15 protein-coding genes and 2 pseudogenes are annotated in these 14,073 nt (G+C 27.2%); 5 read left to right on the top strand and 12 right to left on the bottom strand.

Annotation, left to right across the window (positions count from 1 at the left end):
• Positions 1–416, top strand: a 416-nt coding sequence (locus RH99_RS14980; protein WP_010240051.1) for a hypothetical protein, incomplete at its 5' end; no start/stop codon positions are given.
• Positions 417–527: 111 nt separating this feature from the next.
• Here the strand turns inward: RH99_RS14980 and RH99_RS18695 are convergent.
• The 3 genes from RH99_RS18695 to RH99_RS14990 all read right to left on the bottom strand — a co-directional run bounded on the left by RH99_RS18695 (position 528) and on the right by RH99_RS14990 (position 2,100).
• Complete coding sequence (locus RH99_RS18695) at positions 528–656, bottom strand: SDR family NAD(P)-dependent oxidoreductase (protein ID WP_010240054.1); 129 nt, start codon at positions 654–656, stop codon at positions 528–530.
• A gap of 411 nt (positions 657–1,067) precedes the next feature.
• Positions 1,068–1,574, bottom strand: coding sequence for a GrpB family protein (locus tag RH99_RS14985; protein ID WP_010240057.1), 507 nt, complete (start codon positions 1,572–1,574; stop codon positions 1,068–1,070).
• Between the two features lie 70 nt (positions 1,575–1,644).
• Entirely contained in the window at positions 1,645–2,100 is a 456-nt protein-coding gene (locus RH99_RS14990; protein ID WP_010240061.1) for an AraC family transcriptional regulator, read from the bottom strand.
• A gap of 203 nt (positions 2,101–2,303) precedes the next feature.
• Here RH99_RS14990 and RH99_RS14995 point away from each other — a divergent pair.
• A pseudogene (locus RH99_RS14995) lies at positions 2,304–3,238 on the top strand (tyrosine recombinase XerC).
• Positions 3,239–3,419: 181 nt separating this feature from the next.
• On the opposite strand, the gene RH99_RS15000 reads toward RH99_RS14995, so the two are convergent.
• The 6 genes from RH99_RS15000 to RH99_RS19815 all read right to left on the bottom strand — a co-directional run bounded on the left by RH99_RS15000 (position 3,420) and on the right by RH99_RS19815 (position 10,618).
• On the bottom strand, positions 3,420–4,148 hold the full coding sequence (locus RH99_RS15000) for a DUF2971 domain-containing protein (protein WP_010240075.1): 729 nt from the start codon (positions 4,146–4,148) through the stop codon (positions 3,420–3,422).
• Between the two features lie 420 nt (positions 4,149–4,568).
• The gene (locus RH99_RS15005; RefSeq protein WP_010240078.1) at positions 4,569–6,131 is read right to left on the bottom strand and encodes an RNA-dependent RNA polymerase family protein; all 1,563 of its coding nucleotides are present in this window, start codon (positions 6,129–6,131) and stop codon (positions 4,569–4,571) included.
• 241 nt (positions 6,132–6,372) lie between these two features.
• On the bottom strand, positions 6,373–6,681 hold the full coding sequence (locus RH99_RS15010; RefSeq protein WP_010240081.1) for a nucleoside triphosphate pyrophosphohydrolase: 309 nt from the start codon (positions 6,679–6,681) through the stop codon (positions 6,373–6,375).
• A complete protein-coding gene (locus RH99_RS15015) occupies positions 6,668–9,169 on the bottom strand; it encodes a DEAD/DEAH box helicase family protein (protein WP_010240083.1) in 2,502 nt (833 codons plus the stop codon). The genes RH99_RS15010 and RH99_RS15015 overlap by 14 nt, the downstream gene beginning before the upstream one ends.
• 166 nt (positions 9,170–9,335) lie before the next feature.
• A complete protein-coding gene (locus tag RH99_RS15020; RefSeq protein WP_243441504.1) occupies positions 9,336–10,292 on the bottom strand; it encodes a 3'-5' exonuclease in 957 nt (318 codons plus the stop codon).
• On the bottom strand, positions 10,232–10,618 hold the full coding sequence (locus tag RH99_RS19815; protein WP_243441505.1) for a nuclease-related domain-containing protein: 387 nt from the start codon (positions 10,616–10,618) through the stop codon (positions 10,232–10,234). The genes RH99_RS15020 and RH99_RS19815 overlap by 61 nt, the downstream gene beginning before the upstream one ends.
• A gap of 646 nt (positions 10,619–11,264) precedes the next feature.
• On the opposite strand from RH99_RS19815, the gene RH99_RS15025 reads away from it, so the two are divergent.
• On the top strand, positions 11,265–11,456 hold the full coding sequence (locus tag RH99_RS15025; RefSeq protein WP_010240085.1) for a hypothetical protein: 192 nt from the start codon (positions 11,265–11,267) through the stop codon (positions 11,454–11,456).
• Here the strand turns inward: RH99_RS15025 and RH99_RS15030 are convergent.
• Positions 11,449–11,655, bottom strand: coding sequence for a DUF5808 domain-containing protein (locus tag RH99_RS15030; protein WP_010240087.1), 207 nt, complete (start codon positions 11,653–11,655; stop codon positions 11,449–11,451). The two genes, RH99_RS15025 and RH99_RS15030, sit on opposite strands and share 8 nt — an antisense overlap.
• A 283-nt stretch (positions 11,656–11,938) precedes the next feature.
• Between RH99_RS15030 and RH99_RS15035 the strand changes: the two genes are divergently transcribed.
• Together RH99_RS15035 and RH99_RS19435 are read left to right on the top strand one after the other, a co-directional pair.
• Positions 11,939–12,160 carry a helix-turn-helix transcriptional regulator gene (locus RH99_RS15035; protein WP_010240089.1) on the top strand — a complete coding sequence of 74 codons (222 nt, stop codon included), beginning with the start codon at positions 11,939–11,941 and terminating at the stop codon, positions 12,158–12,160.
• Position 12,161: 1 nt separating this feature from the next.
• Positions 12,162–12,665, top strand: a complete 504-nt coding sequence (locus RH99_RS19435; RefSeq protein ID WP_010240091.1) for a hypothetical protein — start codon at positions 12,162–12,164, stop codon at positions 12,663–12,665.
• Positions 12,666–13,349: 684 nt separating this feature from the next.
• Here the strand turns inward: RH99_RS19435 and RH99_RS15050 are convergent.
• The gene (locus tag RH99_RS15050) at positions 13,350–13,769 is read right to left on the bottom strand and encodes a MarR family winged helix-turn-helix transcriptional regulator (RefSeq protein ID WP_010240096.1); all 420 of its coding nucleotides are present in this window, start codon (positions 13,767–13,769) and stop codon (positions 13,350–13,352) included.
• Between the two features lie 15 nt (positions 13,770–13,784).
• Positions 13,785–14,073: pseudogene (locus tag RH99_RS15055) on the bottom strand (excinuclease ABC subunit UvrA); the annotation flags it as partial.

The raw sequence follows: 14,073 nt of genomic DNA on the forward strand, positions 1-14,073 counted from the left end.
TTATAGAAGGAAAAATAACTCTCGACCATGAAAATAAGTACAAGAAACCACTTAACTCCTTTGAGCAAGACGACTTTATGGGCGATTGGAAAACTAAAACTTATGGTAAAGCTTCTGTTTTTAATTTAATGACAAGGGAAAATTATAATGGTGAATTACTTCATCTTAATATTGGTCCTAGCAAACATCTTAAATTTGAATATAAAACTCCATTAAATAAAGATTTAGCAGCAATTTGTTTTTACACTGTAAATGGTGGATTTAATTCTACTATTAATGATAAAGTTTTTGAAACTGTTAAAAATGATTTAATTTTAATTAATTGTGTAAATTCAAGCTATACTCATGAATTTATGCTTTCTAACAATACTTCAGAAATTACTAATATAATATTAAGCATAATTTATCGTAATTAGCTTATCTAACTCTAAATTACTTTTGCATAGAATCCCATCCTCTTGTTCTATTTTGTTGGTCTCATCACTTACAGTAATAAAAAATTTTGATGGGGTTTTTTATGCCTTAAATTATTCCGCAGATTTAGTAAGGATATGAACAGCAAACTTAGTAGCACTATAGGTAGCTGAATTGGCCATAGCCTTTATTCCATTAATAGAAGATACGTTAACGATAGAGCCTCCGCCACTTTTAATCATTTGTTAAATCTCATACTTCATACTTAAAAATACTCTCATTACATTAACCTGAAGCAATCTTTGAAAATCTTTGGTATCCGTGTCTGCTAAAAGTCTGTGGCTTTGCTATACTATGCCAGCATTATTTACCGCAATATCAATCAGAACTTGTTCACTTAATTATCAAATCCTCTAAAAAAGTCAGACTCCCTTGCAAAAACTGGGAGTGTAACGGACGGTTTTTGCTTACTACTGGTAATATCAACTTTACATTATTAGCCTAATGCTTATAAGGATAATAGGAAGTTAATAAATATAGATTATTAGCTCCATACCCTATACGGATAATGTCACAAATTTAGAAAAATACGCATGAACTAAACCACATATTATATTATGCTAGTTTTGTTCAACCAGACAAATTGAAATTTGTTATAGTAATCCACATTTTTCATAAATCTCTAAAATTACATCTTGCTTTCCAGAAATATATGAATCTATATCTTCTGGATATTTAGCTGCCACTTCTTTTTTTATTAAACTATATCTTTCTCTCTCTTTTTTATTATTTCTAAGATAATCTCTAAATGTTATGTGACGATGTAATTCCTCATTATTCTTATTACATACATATAAATGATGGGTCATTAAACAATCCTTATTTCTATATTTAAATGTCTCTCTGCCCGATATTCCTAGGTCACCTTCATGTATATAGCCAATAGTTCCTAATTGATTTTTCACTTCTTCGAAATTATCTTCAATTACAATATCTATATCAATAATAGGCTTGGCTGCCAAGCCCTCAACAGATGTACTTCCTACATGCTCAATAGAGATGACATCTTTTAAAACTGTCCTTAGTTCTGCTTCAATTTTTTCAAATTCATATTTCCAATTTGGATTATAGTCTTCTACTACTATATGTTTAGTTCTCATAATATATCCTCCAATCTAAATTACTATTTATAATATTGAACCTTAAATCAGAAATTTATCCAATTAATATTTAGTATACTGGTACACAAATCTCACAATAATGATTATTAACCATTTTGACTATATACCTTTCTAGGATTGGTCTTGTTTCATCAAATTGATATCCTTGTCTTAATAATTCTGGAAAAATATCATTCCACGCTTTCTGAACTGCTTCTGCTGTATGATTAATTTTAAAAACCACATACTTCCCTCCAGTAATATAACCTTCCCTTACATACTCATCAGTTAATAAATAATCCTTTGAAACAACAATACACGTATCATAACGACAATTTTCAGGTTTAGTCGTCTTAGGATTATCCTGAGCAATTCCAAGAATTATTGATTCGTCATTAAATAAATCGTTAGATTTTGCCCATTTTTTTATATTTTCCATTGTTTGAACATTGTTAATTCCATAAGGACCAATCTGCCTTATGTAAGCAATCCTATGCGTTGGAATCTTTTCAATTGTAATATCCACCATTTGCTTTATTTTCCTCCTTTAAGCAATAAATAACTTGTTCATTACAAGATTACTACCATTTAAAATAGAAATCAAAGCATTCTTTAAAATTGTTAAATTACTATTTATCTATAGATTATTAGCCTAATAAACATGCTTTTTATTTCTCCGCCTGTTTGTATCCTTGTAATTTTGTCAACAATTTTACAGAGGTGTTAAATATGCAAACAAACAAAACTTGCCCGATAGTAGAACAATATTTAGGTTATCTTTCTATAATAAAAAATCGTTCTGAAAACACAATTTTAGAATACAGGACAGATTTGCTCATGTTCTTTAGTTATATTATGAGCTCACGTGATATTAATATAATTGACAATAACTTCGCCAATGTAAATTTAGAATTTATAAAATCTATTAGTCTAAATGATATGTATTCTTTTATTACAAATTGCCAAAAGACTTTAAATTCTTCAGCCGGAACCCGCGCAAGAAAAATAGTTTCTATACGACAATTCTGGAAGTACCTAAAAACTAAGGCACATGCTATTAATAATAATATTGCTGAAGAATTAGAAACTCCCAAATTACCAAAGCGAATACCAAAATATCTTAATTTAGAAGAATCAGTCCGTTTATTGCTTGAATGCAAGAATTCTCCAAGAGATCACTGCATAATAACTATTTTTTTAAATTGCGCATTAAGATTATCTGAACTTGCAAGTTTAAATATTAATCAAGTAAATAACGACATTTTATCCGTAGTCGGTAAAGGTAATAAAGAGCGTAAAATTTTTCTAACGCCTGCTGCAAAAAAGCTATAAACGATTGGCTACATATTAGAAACTCAATTAATGTTACTACTGATGCTTTATTCATATCAAGAAATAATAACCGTATTACAACAAGAGCTATCCAAAATATTGTAAAGAAATATGTTGCTTCTTCTGGACTTGATTCAAAATCTATATCAACTCACAAGCTTCGACATACAGCAGCAACACTTATGTATAAGTATGGTAGAGTAGATATCCGCTCTCTACAGCAGATACTTGGTCATGAAAGTGTTGCTACAACCGAAATCTATACTCATATTGATGAACATCAACTTCAATCCGCAGTTAATTCTAACCCATTAGCTATGATGTTTAATTAACTTTTATTTATTATCTGCTACCTAATCATGATAGCAGATAATTTTATGGATAATGGGAAATTCAATTCTATATAAGAATTTCAGTTTACATATCAATAATACCAACACATAAACCTAAAACTATTGTAGGATTCATCACATTTACTCTAACTGCGATTTTTATTTCAGCTTTTAATTTCTTCTATAAGTAGTTTACTCGATAGGTACCTGTCATCATAACTGAATCGTAGTACTTTATATTAGGGTTATGAGCATTTGCTTTCTTCAATTTTTCTTTATCTTCAAATGAAGTTTTCATTCCGAAATAAATCGCTTTTATCAACTTAGAGTCATATTTAATTACGCCTCCAGCTCTACCTCTAATTCTATATTCATTCTCATATCTCCACGAATTATGCTTTGTCATGAGACTATTATAAATAATTGAATCTAACTTCAAAAAGTCGCTTTTCTCTTTTATAATAATATCATTAATCTTTCCTGAATATTTTACTTTTGAAGCCTTCAACATAATTGGATGGGTTGCATCGAATTCAATCAATATGCCTTTATGATTATCGGCATAATGCCCCCACATTGGTAACGAATTACGATTTGTTGTCAAACAAAAAATACCCATATGCTCATTAACAGCTCTTTTAACCGATGTTTCAAAAATTCTAGAAAACAAGTTCATCTTCTTTTCTATATCATAAATTTTATCAATTTCCAGAATCATCTCCGATGGTAAATCAACCCACCTCCTAATATAAGCATAGAAATCATCAATTAATTCTCGGTTAATTACCATATTAATCGTGCCTTCATAAGGGTCATTCATTCTATTGACCACATTAAGATACAATTGATTATTTTTAAAATTCTCAAACAAAGAATCGCTGATTCTCCGATAAGAATATAAAGATTCCATATAATAACCTCCCCTTAGCTTCTAATCTTGAAAATCTTTTGCTAAAACTCTGTCAAATGAGCTACCTTCCCATTTATCGTCGTACTCTGTTATAGTAAGTGGTAAAAAATCACTTTTATATTTTTATCAACATACAATCTGTTCAATTTAAAATTAAATCATCTAACCATATATAATATTGTACTTCTAACTAGACGTAATGTCCCATATGCTTTTTCTCTAAATCATAAAAACTAACTTTTTATTACCATAATTGCTATCACATTTATACAAGATGATTTATATATTATTAGCCTAATAGTCATATAACTATCAAGATTTATATTTCATATAACAATTATATTTTCGATAATATAATTTTGGTATTTCTCCATTTAATCCTCATTTATGAATATCTTTCATGAAATAAAAATAATGTTTTTACATTTCATCATCTTGCCCAAAAACTTCAACTCTTTCTTCTATCTTTAAGTTAATATAGTCATTAACATTCTTTTTTACATCTTCTATTTCTTTAATTATTGGTATACCCAATTCTAGATTATTCTTATAAAACTTCATATATGTTTGCTGCTTAATTGATATTTTCATTTTATTGTCAGGATTTAGCCTAATACATTCAGGTATTAAATATTCCTTAACATTATTCTCCAAGTTATCTTTCAAATCACTATATAATATTAAATGATAATTTTGAAACCAATATCTTTCATCTCTTATTAATTTTAATTTTTCTATATTCTCATCACCAAAAATTTCATCCTTTAAGTAATAAGATATAAGAATCTGGTTTTTACTATCAGCAACTTTATTAGCTGTTTCATACAATATAGAATCACCCTCAAGTATTTTTATTGTATAGTAATAATATAATTGCTCTTCATTGTAAGATGAATCTAATACTTTATTATATATCACGTTTAAAAATTTCTTAAATGTTTCTCCTTTGAAGAAGTCAAAATATTTAAATTTATTTATCGTATATAACATTATTTCAGGACAAAATTTGAATATGTAACATAATTGATGGCAATTATATTCTTCTATTTCATACTTTTCAATATTTAGCTGTTGAAAATATGTAGATTTGAAAAATGTATTTAGAAATGTTCTTCGTTGTCTATCTTCTATTAAATTTGACATACGGTAAACTAGCTGATTAATAAAATATAGTTTATTAGTATCATTTTCTTCAACATATCTACTTTTGCATTCTGATATAATTTTTTTCCAATATTTTTCTACTAAGTTATAATTATTGTACTCTAAATATGTCCATAATTCTATTTTTCCGTCATTTCTTTCTAAATCGTATTTCTCCAATACAGCATCAAATACATTAATTATTTTTTGATTGTCTTTTTTATTACAAAAAAAATAAAAATCATCTGAAAAATAAGAAAAACTACAATCAATTTTAACTTCATCTAAGTTTTGTTGAATCTCATTACTTATTTGTTTTAAATATTTTTCTGCAAAATATAATGATATATAATTACCCATTATTAAACCATTAGTATTTCCAGTATTTAAATTTGTTAAATAATTTTCGTCTCCAGTATTCTCGAATTTAATATCATGTGTGTAAATTCTTCCGTAATAACTTTTAATATCTAATTTCATTAAATTATCGTATATACATAGTTCTTGAAAATCATTTTCTAATTGCAAGTCATATACGCCTGCTGCAAAATCACCTGTATCTAAATTAGGAACTAACCTTTTATGAGTATCCATTTTAGATGTATCCAAAAAATCTTCACATGACTTAAATCGTTCATATGAACATATAAAATTTAATATATTAGGTATTTTAAGTATTCTGTATTTATTGTCTTCTTTTCTGACTCTAAAATTCATCGGTTGTGTCCACGCTAAATTTTCTATTTTTATTTCACCATTCTCAAATGGATAATTTATATTATTAATATTTAAAAAATATCTAATTGTATTTTTAAAATTATAAAAATTATTTATTTCCATACTAAGTCTCCTCATTAATATAGTATAATTAACACAACACGCAGAAAAATTGTACTTACTCATTCTACTCTTTACATATCATATTCTAAAATCATCATAATTTTATAGCATTTTTCTAACAATTTGAGCTTCTTATTATAGACATAATGTATTTATCACAAACAAAATCCTACAATTAATTTACAGTTTATAACTTAATCTCATCCATTTATCAAATAATAATATCTTTATCTCTCTTCACTCACCAAACCCTCTCCAACACAACCCCTTCCTCAAATCCGCCTCTTTCTTCTCTCTTCTCCAATCTCTTCTTAACCAACTCTTCCTCACTATAGCCCAAATTCTTAGCTAATCCGAAAAGTACTTCCATTACATCGGCAAGCTCTTCTAGATTCTTATCTTCTATAAATTCATTAACTTCTTCTTGAAGTTTTTTCTCTAGAAGTTCTGCTTGCTCTTCCTTTGAAGCTATTCTTGTTTCAAACTTTTTTCCTGAAGCTTCTATTATCTGTGGTATTTTATCTCTTACTAGTTTGTTATAATTTTTCATAATTTTTCTCTAGCCTCTCTTTATAAAATTTTCTTGTTCTAAAGTCTATTACATCTTTAAAATGCTTTAAAAACACTTCATTATTTATGTATGGTTCCAATTCTTCCGTTAAGCAATAGTATTCATTGTCTTTATAGAAAAAATCTTTAGCGGTCTTCATAAAGGCATTCTTAGGATTTTCTGCTTTTTTTAGATAATCTTTTTTAGTCCAATTTCCAAAGTTCTCACTTGATTTATCTCTCAATAAGTCTATGACATTTGAACCTTCATCATAAAAGTCTTTAAAACTATTATAAATATCCTTATTATTTAATTTCAACTTTATTTCTCCATTATTATAAAATGCTAATAGCAGTGGCATTTTATAAGTTCTGCTCATTCCTGTAGTCTCCATAGCCTTTATGAACTCGAAAGCTTTTGTTCCAATAAGTTTATTTTCTTCCTCGTTAAGTTCACCTAGTGAGTTTAGAAATGACATATAATCATTGAATATATTTAAATCCTTTTTACCTCTTATGTTGTTATATATACAGCTATCTATATAAGTAAACATCTCAAGTCTTGAAGGTTTATGTGCTAAATCTTCTTTTATTCTGTAATATTCTTCTTTTACCAAATCCATTGTCTTCTCATTTGCTTTTGCTTGTCTTTTAAATATATCTATAATTTCAAGCTGAAAACCAACTATACAGTCATCTGGATATTCTTCTTCCTCTGGGAGTCTTCCATTTTTGGTTCTTTCCATAGAACTTTTAGGATCTCCTGTTAAGAAAAATGGTATTAAATTTGCCTTCTTATAATTTCCTATGAAATCCAGTACATTTAGATATTTTTTATCCTTATATTTTCTAAGTCCTCTTCCTAACTGCTGCAAGAATACTGTAGGTGATTGTGTTGGTCTTAAAAACATTACTAAATCTACCTTTGGAACATCTAAACCTTCATTAAACATATCCACAGAAAATACAACTTTTATTTTCCCATCTTTAAGTTTTTCCACTGCTTCTTTTCTATCCATACAGTATTTACTAGCTTCTCCACTATAAACAGCACAGGCTTTTACTCCATTTTCGTTAAAATACTTAGCCATATCTTCGGCATGTTTTCTTGATGAACAAAATCCCAATGCCCTTGTGGATTTATATTTACTGTAATGTCTTAAAACCAGTTTTCTTCTTTTAGGAATCATCAATGCTTCTTCCAGTTGTTTTTCGTTATATTTACCATTTCTGTACTCTATATTTTCATATTGAGTATCATCATAAATACCATAATATCTAAATGGAACAAGCCATCCTTTATTTATTGCCTGTTTAAGTCTAACCTCATAAACTATATTATAATTACACAAGGCAAATACATCTTCATTATCCATTCTTTCAGGCGTAGCAGTTAATCCTAAAAGAAATTCAGGTGTGAAATAATTTATTATATTTTGATAATTTCCAGCCACTGCATGATGAAATTCATCAATTATTATATAATCGAAATAATCCTTAGAAAAAGTTTCATTATTCAAATACTTAGATTGTCCCAAAGTCTGTACTGTAGCAAATATTATATCACAGTCTGTATCCTTTCTATCTCCAATAAAAAAGCCTGTATTTATATTTCCTTTCACTCTTTTAAAAGAAGCCTCCGCCTGTGTAAGTATTTCTTCCCTATGAGCTACAAATAATATTCTCTTAAAGTTTTCAGAATCAAAAGCTGCTAAATAAGTTTTTCCTATACCTGTAGCAGCTACAACTATTCCCCTATGAAATCCATCTATTCTTGAATTATTAAGCTCATATAGTGCTTCAATCTGTGCTCCCTTTGGCTCTATCATAGGTAAAATTTTATTTTCTTCTAATTGATCTGTGAATTCTTCCTGTTTTTCTACCTCTACTAACACTTTAGGTTTCTTCCATTGGCTAGAATATTCTCTTAGCTTTTTTTCATCTATAATATCTGCGTAGTTTAAAAATAAATCTTCAAATACATCTTTATAATGATTAAAATCATCGATATTATCTTCTTTAGAAATTTTATAATTCCATTCTATTCCGCTAGTTAATGCAGATCTTGAAATATTAGATGAACCTATAAATATCTCTCCACCCTTTTCATATTCGAACATATATGCCTTTGGATGAAAGGATCTATTCTTAATATTATAAAATCTTAAGTCAACTTTCTCACCAAGAACTCCCTTCAACAAATACAAAGCCTGAGGTTGTGTTATGTTCAGATAATTTCCTGTAAGTACTCTTATAGGTACATTTCTATCCGCCAAAGCTTTTAGATCATTCTCCAGAAGTCTTACCCCTGATTCCATGAGAAATGACACTATTATATCTACTCTTTTAGCCCTGTTTAAAGCTATTTTTAATCTATTTACCAGATAATCTTTATCGCCTGTAATACAATTTGTTTTATTATAATCTATCTCTTTAACAGCTAAATTATCTATGGCTATTTCGTTTAATTGATCATGTTTATTGTCCATACCTTTTCACCTGCCAGCACCTTTTAATCACTAGAATCTTATACTTTTTAATATTTTCAATAACTTTTAATATTATAGAAATAATCACTTATTTTTTCTATTGAACATACTAATATTTAAATTTTATCTTATATAAACTTAATCAACGGAAAAATTATTAACGTACCTACATCCCAAACAACCTCTTTATCTTACCCATAAATCCACCCTGATTCATTTCCTCTATTCTATCCTCTTTTGTTGCAGCCACCATATCTTCTACCTTATAATGATTTTTGTTACCTTTATTTAAATTTATTCTTACTTTTAGTAAATCTCTTACAATAGCATTATTATTGTTACTATAGGTAACCTTAAGTGCTTCTCTTGCTCTAGTCATTCCCACATAGAGAAGTTTCTTTGATTCATTCACACTGTCTAGTAATCTATCATTAATACCGCAAATATACACATATTTAAAATCCAGTCCTTTTACACTATGAATAGTTGAAATATTTACTTTATCCATATCTATTCTAAATTTTGATTTGGCATTTGAATTCTTACTTATAATAAAATAAGGTATATTTCTATTTGAAAAAGTATTGTTCAATACATCTATGTAATTCATTCCTTTATAACTTTTATGTACATAAGCTACGCAAATGTCTCCATACTCTATGCCAGATTGCTTTAAATTTATAATTTCATCTACTATTTTATTGGCCTCATCTTCAAAGTTCTTACAGTAGATAAGTTGTGGATTTGTTCCTTGTCTTAAACTTGTGTCCGGCTTAATTGTAAAATTATTATCTTCTTCATCAACCTTTTCCTGAACTGTTCCATCCGTTAAGAAAGTATAAGCAAAATCTAGTATCTGTTTTGTATTTCTATAGTTTTCACGCATTATAGTAGTTCTTCCTGCTGCTTTTATACCTACAGACTTAAGAGTGTATTTTCTATTGTAAAGATTTTGTTCTCCATCTGAGGCTAGCATATCCTCTGATATCCTAGCTATATTTTCATTTATATCTTTATCCTTGTATACTCCACTCTTTAGCCCTAAAGACTTGAATATTTCATTTACCCATCCATGGAAATGTATGACTTCAACATTTTCATGGTTATTCTCTGTAATAGACATTTATCTTTCTTCAATTCATTTACTATATTCAATATGTATTCTCTTGCTTGTCTTAATGGATTTGCTTTTGTACCTAATGTACTCAATGTATATGTATTAGAATTTGCACTTTCAATAGAATTTAATGACCAATCCTTTACTTCTAGAACAACGATTCCTAAATCCAGACCTAAAATCACAAAATCCGGGTATCTTTTATTTACTCTTATGTCATACCATACAATATAATCTGATGGTAGATTATTTTGTAATATCTTAAATAATCTTTTTTCCCCTGCAGTAGCAGCTTCTATACTACTTATACTTTCTGGAATAACTTTTGCCATAGTATCACTTCCTCCTCCTGTATAATGTCTCTTCTTTTGTTTTATATTTAATCACACCTAGTTTTATTTCTCTTTATTCCTATTATAATGTAAAATTCACATTATTTTAACAATTTTTTTGATATTTATGATTAAAACTTCTTATAAATATGCAATAAGTTTCATATTTTCCTATATATTCATCTATAATACTGTATTGTAAAGAATAATATGGTATAATTTACATACATTTTACATTTAAATATTAAATTAATATGAATTAAAGAAGGTGACGTATATATGAATATAGACCATATTTTAAGAATCCCTATTACTGTTACTATGGTGATATTTATTATCGTTGTAGTATACTCACATATGAGAAGAAGAAGGTAAGATAAAATACCTTCAGAAAAGCATAAAATTAGATGTTACCTATGGTTAAGTACTATCCATCTATAGATGATGTGTCAAGGATAGCACTTAGATTAAATAAAGTATTTGTCATATTAATCATCTTTTCTTAGAAACATATTTATTATCTTCTCCTTATACTTAGCATATAAAAAAGAAAGTAAGAAATATATTATAAAAAAATTTATGCCTAAAGCTATATTAAACTAGTAAGATTAAGTGAAGTTAAGGTTATTTATAACAGGAGGGAAAAATGGGATTTTCATTTATAGGAACTTTGATTGGAATTCTTATAGTATTGCCAAGTATTTTATTTTTCGTTAAGTTTCCACCTAAAAATATACCTGCTAATTTAACAAATGCAGGGGTGATATATACGATTTTAGAAAGAGTAGGACAAATGTGCCAATTCAGCATAATAATTTTGTTCTATGTTTTCATTTAGAATACATAATAATAAATAATAAAATTACTGCAGTAATTACAGGTACAAATATTAATGAAAATACAAGTCTACCACTTTTGCTGGCAAAATTAGGTGTAGTTCCTATGCCATTTCTTTTATCAACAAATTCAGCAGGATTGTCTTTATTATAATAAAATATTCCTAATTTCCAATGCTTAGAATCATTATCTTTATTCATATAATCCCCCTTTTTAATTTTACAACTACCTTTATAGGCCGCTTATCATGAGTGTACTAAGGATATGCGTTTAAAGCATTAAATACTCGTTAAGACATATGTTTTGCATATTATCATTATATCCATTTTTACTAGTTACTTTAAATAACATAATACCATAATATTTATCATATGGTAAATTATTTTATATAAAAAGTATTATATATAATACTTTTTATATTGTATATTTGACTTTTTGATGTATATATAATACTATAATTACATATTGGAGGTGCATTAATTTTTGAAAAAAACCAAGATGTTTAAAACTAAACTTAAAGTTTTAAGGGCTGAAAAAGAACTAACTCAAGAAGAATTAGCTGAAATAATAGGTGTATCAAGAGGAACAATTTTAGAAATAGAAAGGGGTACTTTTAATCCATCTTTGAAATTAGCCTTTAAAATTGCTAATTATTTTAATAAAAAGATTGATGATATTTTTGAATTTATCGAGGAGGATGATTAATATGGACAATATAAAAACCTTAATTCAATTAGGAATTTTAGTACCTATAATATGGGTTGCATCAAGAAATATATTGTTTGCTAAAAAAAGAGATAAACGAGAAATTTTAGCATTATTTAATGCATTAAAAACAACTGTGATATCTGCAATATTTGTACTAGGATTAATAATAATTTTAAATTTATTGAATGGAATTACTTCAATATCAATTATGTATATTTTTATAATTGCTTTGATTTGTTGTTTTTATTTTGTAATACTATATAAATTAAATCTTAATACTGAATTTAGTATATTTAATATTTTCAATAAAGAGCAAAATAGTAAATTAATATGGAATATATTTAGTATAACAATGGTAGCAGATTTATTGGCACTAATAGGAATATTTATAAGCTATAAATATTTTGATTTTAAAGGATTAAAAGTTTTAACTATATCCGCTTATGTTTTAGCATTTATAAGTGATTACTTTTTTTGTAGAATAAATGCTGAGGGAATATAGTTCTTTAATAAAAAATTTAATGATATTTTTCATATATTTAGGAGAACGATAAAGATGAATAATAGAATAATTACTAATATAATGGCTTGCATATTAATTGTTTTAGTTCCATTTATATTAAAATTTTTTCTAAAGAAAAAAAGATGAACGAGAACTTTCTGCTTTCTTAAACGCTTTAAAAGTCACAACTTTTATTACAACTTTTATTTTTATTTTTATTGGATATGTATATACTGATTTTGATATTTTATCAATACCAACAATATTTGTTTTTGGATTGATGATATTTATGTTTATATCTACTTATATTTTATATAAGATAAATATAAGTGAAAAAGATGTGTCAATACAACTTTCAAAAAATCAAAAAAGAAAACTTAGCATATTTTTTAGAATTATACTTTTACTTTTATTGATATTATCATTATCTTTTGGAAATTTATTAAATAAGTTTTTACCTTTTAACAAAATTGATGTTACAGTAGAATGTGCATTAATATTCTTATTAATAATCACCAACTTTCTGTATCCTTTAAAAAATATTCATAAAGATATAATTAGATAATTAAATTATATCTAACTTACCTTCCATACATTAAAATAAAGATAGAAGCCTGAATTTTAAAGATATAAAGCATTTTATTCAGGCTCTACCCTGTTAATATACTTCAAAAGCTATTAACTTTATTCTTTGTGATATGAATCTGTAATTTTTTTGCATAACTTAATAAAAGTATTTAACTCCTCTTCCGTCAAAGTCTTCTCAATTAAATTCATAATCTCATTTCTAAATTTCTCTGCTCTTAAAAGAAATTTCTTTCCTTCAGATGTAATAAATATACTATAAGAACGGCGATCAGACTCCTGCCTTTCTTGTTTAATATAATTTTTATCTAAGAGACGTTTCGTTAATTTTGAAATGCCCGACTGCGTAATCTTACGAATTTTGGATAGCTCATTTGTAGTTTTAGCTCCTTGATTATTTAGTATATCTAATATATAGTATTGTGCAGTAGACACTCCTTCAATATCAAATTGTTTAATATTATTCATAATCATGCATTGAAAAGGTATATAATTATCTTCTAACTTTTTTGTGGGCATAAATTTCGACTCCTTTTATATGATATATTCTCTCAAGTGTTTTCCTGTAACAGAAGAATCACAGTTTATCAGGTTTTCAGGCTTCCCTTCAAATATGATTTTACCACCATTTTGACCTGCATCAGGGCCAATGTCTATAATCCAATCAGCCTGACTTATCACATCCAGATTATGTTCTATTACAATTAAAGTACTTCCTCCATCAACAATTCGATTCATAATTTTAACAAGTTGAGATATATCTGACATATGGAGTCCGGTAGTTGGCTCATCTAGCACATATATATTTCCTTTGCTTTCAAGT

The organism is Clostridium arbusti SL206 (assembly GCF_000246895.1).
GTDB lineage: Bacteria > Bacillota > Clostridia > Clostridiales > Clostridiaceae > Clostridium_I > Clostridium_I arbusti.